This is a genomic window from Streptomyces panaciradicis (assembly GCF_023516615.1).
Taxonomy (GTDB): Bacteria; Actinomycetota; Actinomycetes; order Streptomycetales; family Streptomycetaceae; genus Streptomyces; species Streptomyces panaciradicis.
The window spans coordinates 1-16,654 of sequence record NZ_JAMGBF010000111.1; the positions used below are offsets into that span (position 1 = coordinate 1).

10 protein-coding genes and 1 pseudogene are annotated in these 16,654 nt (G+C 71.7%); 7 read left to right on the forward strand and 4 right to left on the reverse strand.

Annotated features, from left to right (window positions below; translation table 11 throughout):
• Nucleotides 1-454, forward strand: a 454-nt coding sequence (locus M8J74_RS31430; protein ID WP_249839692.1) for a LuxR C-terminal-related transcriptional regulator, incomplete at its 5' end; no start/stop codon positions are given.
• A 43-nt stretch (nt 455-497) separates the two neighbouring features.
• Here the strand turns inward: M8J74_RS31430 and M8J74_RS31435 are convergent.
• Nucleotides 498-1,490, reverse strand: a complete 993-nt coding sequence (locus M8J74_RS31435; protein ID WP_249839693.1) for a phospholipase D-like domain-containing protein — start codon at nt 1,488-1,490, stop codon at nt 498-500.
• 258 nt (nt 1,491-1,748) lie between these two features.
• The gene (locus tag M8J74_RS31440; protein ID WP_249839694.1) at nt 1,749-4,031 is read right to left on the reverse strand and encodes an MMPL family transporter; all 2,283 of its coding nucleotides are present in this window, start codon (nt 4,029-4,031) and stop codon (nt 1,749-1,751) included.
• A gap of 338 nt (nt 4,032-4,369) precedes the next feature.
• Here M8J74_RS31440 and M8J74_RS31445 point away from each other — a divergent pair, with 338 nt between their 5' ends.
• From M8J74_RS31445 to M8J74_RS31465, 5 genes are all read left to right on the forward strand, one after another.
• On the forward strand, nt 4,370-6,196 hold the full coding sequence (locus M8J74_RS31445; RefSeq protein ID WP_249839695.1) for a gamma-glutamyltransferase family protein: 1,827 nt from the start codon (nt 4,370-4,372) through the stop codon (nt 6,194-6,196).
• A 138-nt stretch (nt 6,197-6,334) separates the two neighbouring features.
• A complete protein-coding gene (locus M8J74_RS31450; RefSeq protein WP_249839696.1) occupies nt 6,335-7,201 on the forward strand; it encodes an inositol monophosphatase family protein in 867 nt (288 codons plus the stop codon).
• 111 nt (nt 7,202-7,312) lie between these two features.
• On the forward strand, nt 7,313-8,725 hold the full coding sequence (locus tag M8J74_RS31455; RefSeq protein ID WP_249839697.1) for a phytoene desaturase family protein: 1,413 nt from the start codon (nt 7,313-7,315) through the stop codon (nt 8,723-8,725).
• 76 nt (nt 8,726-8,801) lie between these two features.
• On the forward strand, nt 8,802-9,326 hold the full coding sequence (locus M8J74_RS31460; RefSeq protein ID WP_249839698.1) for an O-acetyl-ADP-ribose deacetylase: 525 nt from the start codon (nt 8,802-8,804) through the stop codon (nt 9,324-9,326).
• 151 nt (nt 9,327-9,477) lie between these two features.
• Nucleotides 9,478-10,269 carry a COG4705 family protein gene (locus M8J74_RS31465; RefSeq protein WP_249839699.1) on the forward strand — a complete coding sequence of 264 codons (792 nt, stop codon included), beginning with the start codon at nt 9,478-9,480 and terminating at the stop codon, nt 10,267-10,269.
• Nucleotides 10,270-10,327: 58 nt separating this feature from the next.
• Here the strand turns inward: M8J74_RS31465 and M8J74_RS31470 are convergent, their stop codons facing one another.
• The gene (locus tag M8J74_RS31470) at nt 10,328-12,181 is read right to left on the reverse strand and encodes a M1 family metallopeptidase (RefSeq protein ID WP_249839700.1); all 1,854 of its coding nucleotides are present in this window, start codon (nt 12,179-12,181) and stop codon (nt 10,328-10,330) included.
• A 314-nt stretch (nt 12,182-12,495) separates the two neighbouring features.
• Here M8J74_RS31470 and M8J74_RS31475 point away from each other — a divergent pair, with 314 nt between their 5' ends.
• On the forward strand, nt 12,496-16,386 hold the full coding sequence (locus M8J74_RS31475) for a glycoside hydrolase family 2 TIM barrel-domain containing protein (RefSeq protein ID WP_249839701.1): 3,891 nt from the start codon (nt 12,496-12,498) through the stop codon (nt 16,384-16,386).
• Between the two features lie 29 nt (nt 16,387-16,415).
• Here M8J74_RS31475 and M8J74_RS31480 read toward each other — a convergent pair.
• Nucleotides 16,416-16,654, reverse strand: a pseudogene (locus tag M8J74_RS31480) (M56 family peptidase); the annotation flags it as partial.

Here is a 16,654-nt window from a genome sequence, read left to right on the forward strand (position 1 = left end):
CGCCGACCCCGCCCTGGCGGCCGTACGCGTGGTGATCCTCACCAACTACGGCCTCGACGAGTACGTCTTCGAGGCGCTGCGGGCAGGGGCCAGCGGCTTCCTCCTGAAGGACACCGAACCGGCCGACCTGCTCCAGGGCATCGAGGTCGTCGCCCGGGGCGAGGCCCTGCTCTCGCCGTCCATCACCCGTACGCTCATCGGGGAGTTCGTCTCCCGGCCGCCGGACCGGGCGACCGCCCCCGGCCTCGACTGCCTGACCCGCCGCGAACGCGAGGTGACGGCCCTGGCCGCCCGGGGTCTGACCAACGAGGAGATCGCCGGGCACATGGTCATCAGCCCGTTCACGGCCAAGACCCACATCAGCCGCGCCATGACCAAGCTCGGGGCCCGCGACCGGGCCCAACTGGTCGTCTTCGCCTACGAGTCGGGTCTGGTGGCGCCGCGCCGGCCGTGAACGGGCACCCGCTCACGGCCGGCGCGGCGACGGCCGAACCTCGCTACGCCGGCGTGCCGCCCGCGTAGTCGCCGGCGAAGGTGTTCTCGACGGTCGTGGCCACCGACTGCGCGACGCCCGTACCGGTGAGGATGATGCCCAGCTCCCTGTTGTTGGACAGGGAGTTGCTGCTGATGTTCATGGACCCCGCCTCGACCTCCTGGGTGGACAGGCTGTAGTCGGCGACCATGGCCTTGGCGTGGATGTAGAAGCCGTTGGGGTCGGAGTAGCCGACGACCTTGCCGCCCGCCGCCTTGACCGCCGCCACCTGGCTGGAGTAGCTGCCCGGCGTCTCCAGCACCACGCGCACGGTGACGCCGGCCTTCGCCCGGGCCACGATCGCGTTGACCACCGTGCTGTCGCTGAACTCCAGTTCCTCGACGTCGAGCGTCTTGGTGGCCGCGTTGATCACGGACAGCAGACGGCTGCGGGAGTCGGTCGGGGACCACAGGAGGTGGTCGCCGTCGGTGGGGGTGATCGACGTGCCCGCGTAGTCGGCGTTGAAGACCTTCTCGATCGAGGCGACGTCACGGGTGTCATCGGTGAAGACGCCGTAGTCGCGGCCGGTCGCGTAGTACTGCGAGGTGAGGTTGCCGGTGAGGACCAGCGACTTGGTGCCGTCCACCGTGATCGTCTTCTGGTGGGTGTAGACGAAGCTCGACGGCGACCAGGCCACGCCCACACCCGCGTTGGTCAGCGCGGTGTAGGCGGAGCCGTTGGCGGACTTGTGGGCCTGGTCCAGGACCACCCGCACGGTGACGCCCTTGTTCTCCAGGGATATGAGGTCGTTGACGGCGGTGGTGTCCTCGAGCTCGTACATCGTCATGTCGAGGGACGTGGTCGCCGAGTTGATGAAGTCGTAGATCGTGGGCTCGCCGCCGCTGAGCGAGAAGGCGAACGCGGTGTAGCTCGCGGCGTCGGCGGGAACGGCGGTGGCGATCACCGCGGTGCCGACCGCCAGGGCCACGCCCGCACGACGGAGGACCTTCGACAACATGCCTGACTCCTAGTCGAGTTGATGCCCGTGTGGGGGGTGGGCGTGCGCATGACACCACGCGCGTAGAACGCGATGGAAGACAAGGCCGGTGAACTCGGGGTGACCGACCGGCCGCGCAACCGGACAAAGGAGACTTCACGCAGGTGGAAGGCGGTTCATGGGTTACCCGCGAAAACGCAAATTCTTCGTGAGGGGGGGCCGGTTCGACCGGCCGGGCGGCGGTTCGCCGGCTCGGCCGGGACGTTCGCGGGCGCCGTCTCAGTCGAGGTCGATCCGGGGCAGGTGCCGGTCCAGGAACTTGGGCACCCACCAGTTGGCCCGGCCCGCGACCTTCATGAACGCCGGTACCAGCAGCAGGCGTACGAGGGTCGCGTCCAGCACGACCGCCACCGCCAGGGCGAAGCCGAACTGCTTCAGTTCGAGCACGTCGGCGACGAGGAAGCAGCCGAAGACGGCCGCCATGATGACCGCCGCCGCGGCGATCGGCCGCGCCGTGTGCGCCAGGCCCTTCACCACCGCGCGGTCGTTGTCGTGCGTGAGCAGGTACTCCTCCCGCATGCGGCCGATGAGGAACACCTCGTAGTCCATGGACAGGCCGAACAACAGGGCGAAGACCATGATCGGGAGGTAGACCTGGACGAAGCCCACACTCGTGAAGCCGAACAGGTCCTCCAGGTGCCCCTTCTGGAACACCCAGGTCGTGAGCCCGAAGGCCGCGAAGGTGGCGAGCAGGTTGAGCACCACCGCCTTCAGCGGCAGCAGCACCGAACGGAAGATGAGCAGCAGGTAGAAGAACGACAGCGTCAGCACCATGGTCATGACCAGCGGCAGTTTGCCGAGCGTCTCGTCGGACAGGTCGCTGAACTGTGCCGTCTCGCCGCCGACCAGCATCTGCGGGCCGGCCGACGAGGTCCGCGCGGGGATCATCTCGTCGCGCAGGTCCTCCACCAGCCGCGTCGCCTCGGACGAGTCGACGGCGGCCCGGGGCACGACGGTGATGACCGTGCGGTCGTCCCCGCCGCCGACGTTGACCGTCTGGTCGAGGACCGGCTTCACCGCTGGATCCTGCTCCAGCTGCCGCAGCGCCTGCGGGGACACGGTCCCCGTCGTCTGCCTGAGCAGCGTCGTGACGGAGAAGACGCCCGCGACCCGGGGGTCCTTCGACAGCGCCGTCGTGAACGAGTCGATCGTCTTCAGGTCGTTCGCGTCGAGCGCCCCCGAGCCCTCGTGCGACGCCAGGACCTGGATCGGGGACAGCGCGCCCGCGCTGAACTTGTCGGCGAGGATCGCGGCGCCCTTGCCCGAGGGCTCGCCGGAGATCGCCGAGATCCCCAGGTCGATGCCCAGCTTGATGCCGGCCGTCGGCAGGGCGAACACGACCAGCAGAGCCGCCGCCGGAATGGCCATCCAGGGGTGGGCGAGAACGGTACGGGCCCAGCGCTCCCAGCCGCCAGGCCGGCCCGATCCGTCCGACACGTCGTCCTTCGGCTGCAGACGTTTCGGCAGCGCCCCCCGGTTGACACGCTCGCCGAGCGCCGCCAGCAGCGCGGGCAGCATCGTCCAGGCGACCAGCAGCGTGCACAGCACCACCAGTACGGCGCCCAGGGCGATCCCGTGGAACAGCGGCGAGTCCACCACGAACAGCGAGAGCAGCGAAACGGCGACGATCACGCCGGAGAAGGCGATCGTCCGGCCGCTCGTCGCCATCGCCACCCCCACCGAGTGCGCCACGGCGTCGGTGCGTCCCTCGTCCCGGACGCGGGCCAGCTCCTCACGGAAACGGAACAGCACGAAGAGCGAGTAGTCGATGGAGATGCCGACGCCGATCATCGTGACGATCGAGAGCAGGAAGGCGTCGAAGGACGTCACCGTCGTGAGCAGGGTGAGCACCCCGAACGTCGTCATGAGGCTGACCAGCGCGGTGATCAGGGGAACGCACGAGGCGACCAGGGCGGCCAGCGCGACGAGCAGGACGAGGAAGGCGATGGGGATGCCGATGGACTCGGCGTGCTCCACGTCGGCGTTCTCCACCTCCGTCAGGTCGTTGGCCGTCGGCGAGTATCCCGTCAGGTAGGCCCGGACCGGACCGTCGCCCGCCGCGTTCTGCACGACGTCCTGGAGATCGGCGGCCCGGTCGCCGCGTTCCCGGTCGTTCCCCGCCAGCCCCAGCGAGGCCACCGCCGCCGTACCCCTCGACAGGGCACTCTGCATGCCCGGGTCGGTGGGGCCCAGCACGGAGGTGACCCCCGGCTCCTTGCCCACGGCCTTCACGACGCGGTCGACGACCTGGACGTACTCCTTGTCCTTGATCGTCAGGTGGTCCGAGTCGAAGACGATCACGTCCTGCTCGGCCCCCGCGGCGGGGAACTCCTTCTCGAGCAGCTGGGAGACCTGCTGGGAGTCCGAGCCGGTGACGCTGTAGTCGGACGCGACGAGCGACGAGACCAGATGCGGATAGAAGAGGCCGGAGACGACGACCACCACGCCCCAGAAGGACAGGACCCACCACCGGCGCCGGGCCACCCAGGTGCTCCACCTCACCGGGCGCGTGGGACCTCGACGGCGGGACGGGCCGCCGGGACGGCCTTCTCCCGCCGGACCGGCGATGGACGTCATGGGGTGCTGCCTTTCCGCCGGAGCTCGCGAGGGGGGCGCCTGCCTCCCGCTCTTCGGGCGTTTCGCACCTTAATGCCGTGAAAGTCCCGAATAAGGGAGACATACCGGCCACCGCCCCGACCCCTGTGCGCTGTTCACACCGGAAGCGGGTGAGAGGCGGCGCGGGGCGATCGCTAGCCTGCTGGGGGAGCGGACCGATCCTGAGCCCCCGTCAGTCCGGCCGATGTACGCCACCCGCGCAGCCAACGAGGTGAGAGACCCCCGTGTTCACCACCCGTCCCACCCTCCAGGGCACCTTCGGCATGGTGTCCTCCACCCACTGGCTCGCCTCGCAGGCCGCGATGGCCGTGCTGGAGGACGGCGGGAACGCCTTCGACGCGGCCGTGGCCGGGGCGTTCGTGCTGCACGTCGTCGAGCCGCACCTCAACGGCCCCGCGGGCGAGGTGCCGATCCTGCTTGCGCCGGCCGGCGGTGAGGTGCGGGTGCTGTGCGGACAGGGCGTCGCACCCGCCGGGGCGAGCGTCGCCCACTACCGGGGACTCGGCCTGGACCTCGTGCCCGGCACGGGGCCGCTCGCCGCCGCCGTCCCCGGCGCCTTCGACGCCTGGATGCTCCTCCTGCGCGACCACGGGACGAAATCCCTCGCCGACGTGCTCGAGTACGCCGTCGGATACGCCGAACACGGGCACGCGCCCGTGGAGAACGTCGGCGCGACCGTCGAGACCGTCCGCGAGCTGTTCGAGACGGAGTGGACCTCGTCGGCCGAGGTGTACCTGCCGGGCGGGCGGGCCCCGCACCCCGGCGAACTGCTGCGCAACCCCGCCCTCGCCGCCACCTGGAAGCGGCTGCTCGCCGAGGTCGCGGGCAGCGGCGACCGGATCGCCCAGATCGAGGCCGCGCGCGAGGTGTGGCGCACCGGCTTCATCGCAGAGGCCCTGGTACGCCAGTCCGCGCGCCCCACCATGGACACCAGCGGCGAGCGCCACGCCGGCACCCTCACCGCCGCCGACCTCGCCGGCTGGTCCGCCACCTACGAGAGCCCGGCGACGTACGACTGGAACGGCTGGACCCTGTGCAAGGCCGGCCCCTGGAGCCAGGGCCCCGTCCTGCTCCAGCAACTCGCCCTGCTCCCGGCCGAACTGCCCGCGTACGGCTCCGCCGACTACCTCCACCTGCTGATCGAGGGCTGCAAACTCGCCATGGCCGACCGGGAGGCCTGGTACGGCGACGCCGCCCACGTGCCGCTCGACGAGCTGCTGTCGGCCGAGTACAACGCCGCCCGGCGCGCCCTCGTCGGCGAGAAGGCCTCGTACGAACTGCGCCCCGGCAGCCCCGGCGGACGCGCGCCGCGGCTCAGCGCGCACGCGCACGTGGTGGTCACCGACGAGCCGGGGTTCAGCCCCATGGGGGCGGGGGAGCCCACCGTGGCGAAGGGCCCGGCCACCCCGGTGCCCGGCGAGCCGCCCGTCTCCGCGGACGGCGCCACCCGCGGCGACACCTGCCACCTCGACGTCGTCGACCGCTGGGGCAACATGGTCGCCGCCACCCCCAGCGGCGGCTGGCTGCAGTCCAACCCCGTCGTGCCCGAACTGGGCTTCCCGCTCGGCACCCGGCTGCAGATGACCTGGCTGGAGGAGGGCCTGCCGAACTCCCTCACCCCCGGCCGCCGCCCCCGCACCACCCTCACGCCCTCCATCGCCCTGCGCGACGGCGTCCCGGTGATGGCGTTCGGCACGCCCGGCGGCGACCAGCAGGACCAGTGGCAGCTGCACTTCTTCCTGGCCGTCGCGCTGCGCGGACCCGTCCGCGGCGGCCTCGACCTGCAGGGCGCGATCGACGCCCCGAACTGGCACAACGACGGCTTCCCGGGGTCCTTCTACCCGCGCGGCATGCGACCGGGCAGCGTGACCGTGGAGTCGCGGGCCGGCGCGGACGTTGTCGAGGAGCTGCGCCGGCGCGGCCACCACGTCACCGTGGGCGACCCGTGGTCCGAGGGGCGGCTGTGCGCGGTCGCCCGCGATCCGCGCACCGGCATCCTGTCGGCGGCGGCGAACCCGCGCGGCATGCAGGGGTACGCCGTCGGCCGCTGATCCGCAGCCCCGCGGGTGACCGCCCCGGAGACCGAGTACAGGGGGCCCTCAGTTCGGAAATCCCCGAGTTCACGCCGATTCCACCTGGTGTCCACCGGCCCGGCGGGGATTGTCAGTGGCGCGTGTTCTCATGGAGCCATGATCGAAGACACGGAAACCAACGAAGAGTTTCTCGCCGGGCACGAAAAGTTCCTCGCCAAGCACGCCGCCGACGTGGAGGAGGCGGTCCGCGCGGCCGCCGCGGCCGAGATCATGCCCCGCTTCCGCCGGCTGGCCGCCCACGAGGTCGACCAGAAGAACGGACCGCACGACCTGGTGACCGACGCGGACCGGCTGGCCGAGCGGCACCTCACCGAGGCCCTCGGCGCCCTGCTGCCCGGGTCCGTCGTCGTCGGCGAGGAGGCGGTGCACGCCGATCCGGCGACGTACGAGGCGATCGGTGGCGACGCCCCGGTCTGGATCGTCGACCCCGTCGACGGCACCCGGCAGTTCGTGCACGGCGACACCGGCTTCTGCACCCTGGTCGCGCTCGCGCACCGCGGGGTCCTCCTCGCCTCCTGGACGTACGCACCGGCCCGCAGCCAATTCGCCACCGCCGTGCGGGGCCAGGGCGCCTTCCTCGACGGCGAGCGCCTGCACGCCGGCTCGCCCGCACCCGGCCGGGACCTCCAAGTGGCCACCTCCCACCCCGACTACACCACCGACGCCCAGAAGCGGGCCCTGCTCGGCCTGTGGACCGACGGCGTCGCGCCGCGGGCCTGCGGCTCGGCCGGCCTGGAGTATCTGGCGATCGCCCGGGGCGAGTCGGACGCGACGGCCTTCTCCTGGGAGGCCGCCTGGGATCACGCCGCGGGCCTGCTGCTGGTCGAGGAGGCGGGCGGCGCCCACCTGACCGTGACCGGCGAGCCGTTCCGCGTCACCGGGGGCAACGCCCTGCCGTTCACCGCGGCCCGCGACCTGGCCACGGCCCGCAGGGTGGTGGGGCTGCTGTCGGCCGCGGCCTGATCCGGGGCACGGTCCCGGCAGGCGGTACCCGAACCCCCGCGGTGTCAGACCCGCGGCATATCCTGACCCCCAGTGGCCATCGGCTGACGAAGGGGTCCGAAGGTGCCGTCGATGCTCGATGCTGTCGTGGTGGGTGCGGGGCCGAACGGACTGACGGCCGCCGTGGAGCTGGCTCGCCGCGGCTTCTCCGTGGCCGTCTTCGAGGCCCGCGGCACCGTCGGCGGGGGCGCCCGCACCGAGGAGCTCACCCTGCCGGGCTTCCGGCACGACCCGTGCTCCGCGGCCCACCCGCTCGGCGTCAACTCCCCGGCGTTCCGCGCCCTGCCCCTGGAGCGGTACGGCCTGAAGTGGCTGCACGCCGAGCTGCCCATGGCCCACCCCTTCCCGGACGGCAGCGCCGCCGTGCTGTCCCGCTCGGTCGCCGAGACGGCCGCGTCGTTCGGCTCGCGGGACGCGGGCGCCTACCGCAGGCTGGTCGCGCCGTTCCTGCCCAAGTGGGACACCCTCACCCGCGACTTCATGTCCCTGCCCTCGACCGCGCTGCCCCGCGACCCGGTGACCCTCGCCCGCTTCGGACTCGCCGGCCTGCCCCCGTCGACCTGGCTGACCCGCCGCTTCCACGACGAACCGGCCAAGACCCTCTTCGCCGGCCTCGTGGCCCATGTGATGGCCCCCCTCAGCGGGTTCGCGACCGGCGCCGTCGGCCTGGTCTTCGCGCTCGCCGCCCACGCGCGCGGCTGGCCCGTCGCCGAGGGCGGCTCCCAGTCGATCTCGGACGCCCTGACGGCGTATCTGAAGGACCTCGGCGGCCTGGTCCACACCGACTACGAGGTCAAGCGCCTCGACGACCTGCCGCCCGCGCGCGCCTACGTCTTCGACACCTCACCCACCGCCCTGGCCCGCATCGCCGGCTTCGGCCGCTTCTACGAGCACTACACGTACGGCCCCGGCGTCTTCAAGATCGACTACGCGCTGGACGGCCCGGTGCCGTGGACCGCCGAGCAGGCCCGGAGCGCCGGCACCGTGCAGATCGGCGCGGACAGCAAGGAGATCGGGGCCGCCCTGCGCGCGGCCTCCCGGGAGGGCCGGGCACCCGACCGGCCCTTCATGATCACCGTCCAGCCCGGCGTGGTCGACCCCACCCGCGCACCCGAGGGCAAGCACGTCTTCTGGGCGTACGCCCACGTCCCGAGCGGCTGGACCGGCGACCTCACCGACGTCATGGAACGCCAACTGGAGCGCTTCGCACCGGGTTTCCGCGACCGCGTCCTGGCCCGCGCCACCGCCGGCCCGCCCGAACTGGCCGCCCGCAACGCCAACTACGTCGGCGGCGACATCGGCACCGGCGCGGTGACGGGCCTGCAGGCCCTGCTGCGCCCCCGGCTGTCCCTGTTCCCGTACCACACCCCCCACCCGGCGGTCTTCATCTGCTCCTCGGCCACCCCGCCGGGCCCGGGGGTCCACGGCATGTCCGGCCACAACGCGGCGAAGGCGGTCTGGCGCAGGCTGCGGCAGACGGGGTGACGCGCGCACTCGCCCTCGACGGCCCCGTACCGCCGGAAGCGGGCCCCGCCCGGTGCCGTCGGGTATACAGGCAGTCATGACCAGCATCACCCTCGTCCGGGGCGACATCACCCAGGAGTCCGTCGACGCCGTCGTCAACGCGGCGAACTCCTCCCTGCTCGGCGGCGGTGGCGTCGATGGCGCCATCCACCGGCGGGGCGGCCCGGAGATCCTGGCCGAGTGCCGCAAGCTCCGCGCCTCGCACTACGGCAAGGGCCTGCCCACCGGCCGGGCCGTCGCGACGACCGCCGGCCGGCTGGACGCGCGGTGGGTGATCCACACGGTCGGCCCGGTCTGGTCGGCCACCGAGGACCGCTCCGGCCTGCTCGCCTCCTGCTACCGCGAGTCGCTGCGGGTCGCCGACGAACTGGGCGCCACGACGGTCGCGTTCCCGGCGATCTCCACCGGCGTGTACCGGTGGCCGATGGACGACGCGGCCCGGATCGCCGTCGAGACGGTGCGCGCGACGGCCACGGGCGTCGAAGAGGTGCGGTTCGTCCTCTTCGACGACACCGCCTACGAGACCTTCGCCCGCCGACTCGACCGACCCCCGCTGCCGTAGCGCAGTCGCAGCTCCCTGACCAGCGATGTTCCGGGATGTTCAGGTTGCTTTCAGGCTCGTCGCGCGCTGATGAAACTCATGCACCGCAAGCCCCAAAGCCCTGGTAAAGACCCCTGTGGCGCGGGCGGTCCGGCGTGTCATCGTGCGCTCCATGACCACAGAGCACCTCCTCGACGACCGGCCTCTCGTCCCCCTGCGCGCCATGACGAACAAGGTCCCGGAAGTCACCGTGTACTTCTGGATCGTCAAGGTGCTCACCACCGGAATGGGCGAGACCGCCTCGGACCTGCTGGCCCGTCTGCTCGGCCCGGTGCCCGCGGTCGCGCTCGGCGGCCTCGCGCTGGCCGCCTCCCTGGTCCTGCAGTTCGCCGTCCGGCGCTATGTCGCCTGGGTGTACTGGACGGCCGTCGTCATGGTCAGCGTGTTCGGCACGATGGCCGCCGACGTCCTGCACGTCGGCCTCGGCGTGCCCTACCTGGTGTCCACGCCGCTGTTCCTCGCCGCGCTCGCCGCGGTCTTCGCCCTCTGGTACGCCGTCGAGGGCACCCTGTCCATCCACGGCATCCGCACCCGCCGCCGGGAGGCCTTCTACTGGGCGGCCGTCCTCGCCACGTTCGCCCTCGGCACCGCCGCCGGGGACCTCACCGCGACCGTCGGCTTCGGGTACCTCGGGTCGGTGGTGCTCTTCGGCGTCGCGATCTGCGTGCCCGCGGTCGCCCACCGCCTCGGCGCCCTGAACGCCGTCCCCGCCTTCTGGACGGCGTACGTCGTCACCCGTCCCCTCGGCGCCTCCCTCGCCGACTGGATGGCCGTCGGGCACCACCGGGGCGGGCTGGCTCTCGGACTGGGCCCGGTCACGCTCGCCTGGAGCGCCGCCATCGCCTGCTTCGTCGGCTACCTGGCCCTTTCCCGCCGCGACGCGCCCGCCGGCACGGCGCTCTGAGGCGCGAGAGGCTGCCGGCCCGCGAAGGACCGGCAGCCTCGTCACGCGGTCGGCTTGCTCAGCCGTCGATGCGGTGCGTGCTCCAGAACGACGTCAGGTCCGTGCTCGTCGCGGCCTGAGCCGCGGCCTTGAACTCGGCCGTGGTGGAGACGCCGTACCAGTGCGACGTCGCGTAGTCCTTCAGCAGCTTGGTCATCGCGGTGTCGCCGATCAGCCGGCGCAGGTCGTGCAGGGCGCACTTGCCGTAGCCGTAGACGACGGTGGAGTAGCGGGAGGAGTGGGCGTCCCAGTACGCCATGGAGTTGGTGATCTTCTCCGCCGACGACGCCCAGGAGACGCTGTTCCAGCAGTTGGTGCCGGTCTTGCCGAGGGCGAGGTCGGTGGAGTAGTCGGTGAACGCCTCGTCCAGCCAGGGGCTGTTGTACTCGTCGTCGCCGACGATGCCGTACCACCACTGGTGGCCGATCTCGTGGGTGAGCGCGGTGGTGCTGACGAGGTCGAGGACGAAGCCGGGGTACTCCATGCCGCCGAACCAGTAGTTGTTGTCGATGACGGCGTCCAACTCGCCGTAGGGGTAGGCCCCGAAGCGCCCGGCGTGCGCGTCGACGGCCGTCTTCGCGGTGCTGAGCATCGACTGGGCGTCGGAGGAGCTGATGCCCGACACGGAGTAGACGTTGATCGCGGTGCCGGCGGACGAGGTGCCGGAGATCCTGCTGAACGGCCCGGCCGCCCACGCGAAGTCGCGCACCTTGGAGGCGGTGGCTGTGGTGACGGTGCGTCCGCTGGTACCGGGGGTGTCGACGGAGGTGCCGGTGGCGGGGACCAGCAGGCCGCTCGGGTGGTCGAGGGTCACCTTGAAGTCGGCGGCCAGGGAGTAGAACGACTCGCCGTTGTTGGTGTACGGGTCCAGGTGCCAGCCGGAGCCGTCCTTGACCGCGAGGACGGGCAGGGCGTTGCCGATGAAGCTGAACGCCCCGTCGTGGCCGAACCGGTCGGCGCCGCTGGGGACGGTGATGCCCAGGTCGAAGCCGATCGTGGCGGACTGGCCCTGCGCCAGGGGTGCGGGGAGGGTGATCGGCAGGGCCGTGCAGGCCACGGAGAGGGAGCCGGCCGTGCCGCCGCTGACGTTCGTGACGGTGATCGGCGGGGCGTCGCAGGTGCCGTGGTAGTTGTCCCAGAGCCTCAGGTACACCTCGCTCAGCGCCGTCGAGGAGGCGTTGGTGAAGGTCGCGCTCTCGTGACCGGTCCAGACGGTGCCGGCGCTGTCGCTGCTCAGGCTGACGGTGTACGAGGGTGCGGCCGGGGTCCGTGTCGAGTCGGCCGGCGGGGTCGTGCCGCCGGAGGTGTCGAGGGCGACGTCGTCGAGGACGAAGCTGGTCTGCAGGCTGTAGTCCTCGGTGCCGGTGAAGGCGAGGGTGACCGTCTGGCCCGCGAAGGACGAGACGTCGAGGGTCTTCTTCACGTACCCCGTGTTCTTGTCGAGGTTCGAGTACGTGGCCAGGGTCGTGCCGCCGATCTTCGCCGTCAGCTTGTCGTAGGCGGTCGAGGAGGTCGTCTCGGCGGTGTCGATGTGCAGCCAGAAGGACAGGGTGGCGGTGGCGCAGCCGGAGGGGATCGTGACGCTCTGGGAGAGCGTGTCGGTGCGGGTGGCGCCGGTGCCGTCCAGCCAGGCGTAGGTCGTGCCGCCGTGCGGGGTCTGTCCGGTGCGGCTGGTGATGACGTTCGTGGACGACTGCGTCCATGGTGAAGTACCGCTTTCGAAGCCGCCGTTGGCGACCACCTGGGCCGGGGTGCAGGCGGCCGCGGCGTCGGGCGCGGCGGTCGCCGCTCGTGCGGGGAGAAGGGACACGGCGGCCAGCGCGGCGACGGCGAGGGCGCGTACGGCGACGGATCTGTGGGGGACGGTTCTCACGCGTGACTCCTTTGCGGAGGCCGGGGTTGCGGCCTGCTCGGCGGCCGCCCGGCCGGCTGGGGTGCGCCGGCGGGCGGTCGTGGACTGCGTGCGTCACTTGCTTGACGGGAGCATGCCACACCGAACGGCTCAACGGGGATTGGCGTACCGGCCTGAGGTGGAAGCTCAGAAGCGAACAGAGTCCGACAGAGATCTTGCTCTGTTTCTGTTCGAAGACCTAGGGTGCAACTCCCGTATCCCACAACACCCCACACGATCTGACGCACCCTCAGTACGCGCACCGCACCGTCGTCCCGAGGAAGGCCACGATCATCTTGTACCCCCACGCGCCCCGCCCGGCCCTCTCCGACCGCCTCGTCAGCCGCCGCCGGCTGCTGGAGACGGGCGCCGCCGTCCTCGGCGCGCTCGCCCTCTCCGCGCCTCCGGCCGGTGCCCGCACGGCAGACCCGGCCGCCACCGACGGCACACCGGAGTGGAACGGCCACATCGGCGTCTTCCAGCTGGGCACCGAGCCCCCGCACACCACGCTGATGCCGTACGCGGACCTCGGCCAGGCCCTGACCGCCGACCGCACCCGCTCCCCGTACCGCCTCAGCCTCGACGGCACCTGGAAGTTCGCGCACTCCGACCGGCCCGACGACCGCGACGTCGACTTCCACCGCACCGACCTCGACGACAGCGGCTGGGACACGATCCCCGTGCCCTCGGCGTGGCAGGTGCACGGCCACGACCACCCGATCTACGTCAACATCACCTACCCCTGGTGGGGCGCCAACGGCCTCGGCGAGGACGCGCGGCCGCCCGCCGCGCCGACCCGCTTCAACCCCGTCGGCCAGTACAGACGCACCTTCACCGTCCCGCGCTCATGGTCCGGACGGCGCACCTTCCTGCACTTCGAGGGCGTCAAGTCCGCCCACTACGTGTGGATCAACGGCACCCTGGCCGGCTACCACGAGGACTCCTTCACCCCGGCCGAGTACGACATCACCCCGCACCTGAGGCCCGGCACCAACCAGATCGCCGTGGAGGTCTACCGCTTCTCCGACGGCGACTGGATGGAGGACCAGGACATGATCCGGCTGAGCGGCATCTTCCGCTCGGTCTACCTGTACTCCACGCCCGCCGTGCACCTGCGCGACTTCAAGCTGGACACCCCGCTCGGCGACGACCACACCTCCGCCCGGCTGTCGGTCACCGCGAGCGTGCGCGACTACGACGGCGGCAACAAGGGCCGCTACTCCGTCGAGACCCAGCTCTACGACACCGGCGGACACCCCGTCTGGTCCCGCCCCCTGCAGCAGACCGTGGACCTCGACGCCGGTGGCGAGAGGACCGTACAGGCCGCCAGGGCCGTACCCGACCCCAAGCTGTGGTCGGCCGAGCACCCGCACCTCTACACCGCCGTCCTGCGCCTGCGCGACCCCTCCGGCAAGGTGATCGAGACCCTCTCCCACCGCGTCGGCCTGCGCGAGTTCGCGATCGTCGACGGTCTGATGCGCATCAACGGCAAGCCCGTCTCCCTGCGCGGCACCAACCGCCACGAGATGCACCCCGACCGCGGCACCGCCCTCACCCGCGCGGACATGGTCGAGGACATCCGGATCATCAAACGCCTCAACATGAACTCGGTGCGCACCTCGCACTACCCGAACAACCCCCTCTGGCTCGAACTCGCCGACGAGTACGGCCTCTACCTCGTCGACGAGACCAACCTCGAGACCCACGGCATCCGCGACCAGTACCCCGGCGACCACGCCGACTGGACCGCGGCCTGCGTGCAGCGCGCCAGGAACATGGTCCACCGCGACAAGAACCACGCGTCCGTCGTCATCTGGTCCCTCGGCAACGAGGCCGGCGGCGGCAGCACCTTCGTCGCCATGCACGACTGGATCCGCTCCTACGACCCCACCCGCGTCATCCAGTACGAGGGCGACGACCGCCCCACGATCAGCGACATCCGCTCGGCGATGTACGAGACGCCCGCGCGCGTCGAGGCCCGCGCGAAGGACACCGCCGACACCCGCCCGTACGTGATGATCGAGTACAGCCACGCCATGGGCAACTCCAACGGCAACTTCAAGGAGTACTGGGACGTCGTCCGCCGCCACGACGTCCTCCAGGGCGGCTGGATCTGGGACTTCGTGGACCAGTCGATCCGGCGGCCCGCCCCGGCGCGCAAACGGTTCACCGAGGCCGGCCCCGGCGCGCTGCACGGCGAGATCGTCAACCCGTCGGGCACCTTCGACCGCGGCAAGGGCGTCTTCGGCGCCACCGTCTTCGAGCGCGACGAGCGCCTCGACCTCACCGGCTCCCTCACGCTGGAGGCATGGGCCACCCCGCACGTGACGGGCTATCACCAGCCGATCCTCGCCAAGGGCGACACCCACTACGCGCTCAAACAGTCCGACAGGACACTTGAGTTCTTCATCTACGGCAGCGGCCAGTGGATCACCGCGAGCTGGTCGCTGCCCGACGACTGGACCGGCACCGAGCACCACATCGCGGGCGTCTTCGACGCCGACGCGGGCACGCTGACCCTGTACGTCGACGGCGCGGTGAAGGCCACCAAGTCCACCACCCGGCGGCCCGGCGTCAACACCGCGCCGCTCGCGCTGGCCACCGACACCGACAACCCCACCCGTGAGTTCAGCGGCACCGTCCGGCGCGCCCGGGTCTACGCCCGCGCCCTCACCGCCGCCGAACTGGCCTCCACGGCCCGCGGCCCCGGCGACGACGGGGTGCGCTTCTGGTTCGACGCCGCCACCGTCGGCCTCACCGAGCGCAGGCCCCGCGAGAAGACCTTCCTCGCGTACGGCGGTGACTGGGGCGACAACCCCACCGACGGCAACTTCTGCGCGAACGGCATCGTCACCGCCGACCGCGGCCACACCGGCAAGGCGGCCGAGATCAAACGGATCTACCAGGCGATCGACGCCACCGGCGGCGCCGCGGGCCGGGTGACCCTCACCAACGAGTACCTCTTCACCGACCTGCGCGAGTTCGACGGCACCTGGCGGCTGGTCGAGGACGGGAAGGTCATCGGGCGCGGACGGCTGACACGGGATCAGCTGGACGTCCCGCCCCTGTCCCACCGGGAGATCACCGTGCCCTTCCGGCTGCCGCGCGACCCCGCGCCGGGCGCGGAGTACTTCCTCGAACTCTCCTTCACCACAAGGGAGTCCACCCCCTGGGCCGAGGCGGGCTTCGAGGTGGCCGCGCGGCAACTCCCGCTCGACGCGGGCAGTCCGGCGGTGCGGCCCGTACCGCTGCGGAGCGTGCCGACGCTGCGCTACGAGGAGAACGGCTCCCATGTCACCGTCAGGGGCGGGGACTTCACCGTCACCGTGGACAAGGGCAGCGGGACCATCACCTCGTACGAGAGCCGGGGCGCCCGCCTGATCGACTCGGGTCCCGTCCCCAACTTCTGGCGGGCCCCGACCGACAACGACCACGGCAACGGCCAGCACACCCGCAACCAGACCTGGCGCGACGCGGGCGCCCGCCGCAAGGTGACCGACGTCGCCGTACGCGCCCTGGGCGACAGAGCCGTCGAGATCAAGGTCGGCGGCACCCTGCCGACGACCGTCGAATCGACGTACACGACGACCTGCACGGTCTTCGGCAACGGCGAGATCAAGGTCGACAACACCCTGCATCCGGGCGCGTCGAACCTCCCCTACATCCCGGAGGTCGGCACCCTCCTCTTCCTGCCCGCCCGGCTGGAACACCTGCGCTACTACGGCCGCGGCCCGGAGGAGAACCACTGGGACCGCAACGACGGCACCGACGTCGGCCTGTACTCCGGGACCGTCTCCGGGCAGTGGACGCCCTACATCCGCCCGCAGGAGAACGGCAACAAGACCGACGTCCGCTGGATCGCCCTGACGGACGGCGGCGGCAGGGGCCTGCTCGTCTCCGGTGAGCCGCTGCTGGAGGTCAACGCCTCCCACTTCACCCCGGAGGACCTGTCCGTGGGAGCGCGGCACGCGTACCAGCTCACCCCGCGCGAGGCGGTCGTGCTGCGGGTCAACCACCGCCAGATGGGCGTGGGCGGCGACAACAGCTGGGGCGCGCAGACGCACGACGCGTACAAGCTCTTCGCCGACCGCGACTACACGTACACCTACCGCCTGCGGCCCCTGACCCCCGGCACCGACCCCACGGCCGCGACGCGCCGGCCGACGGCGACGGAGGTCACCGGCTAGCCGGAGGCAGAGCGCCTCCGGCGCGGGTGTCAGCGACCCTGCGTGGAGAGGTGGCCGGTCTCGCCCTGGGCGACCTCGATGCCGTTGTGCAGATCGGTGGCCGCCTCCAGGGCGGCGGCGGCCGACAGCGTGACACAGGCCGTGAGCAGACAGGCCAGGGCGCGCGGGAGGAGCCGGCCGACGGGCGCGGAGCGGTTGAGCAGGGCGGTGACACGGCGGGGGACCGGGCCCGCGGTGGCCGTCAGGGACAGCCGCGGCCGGGGCGCGG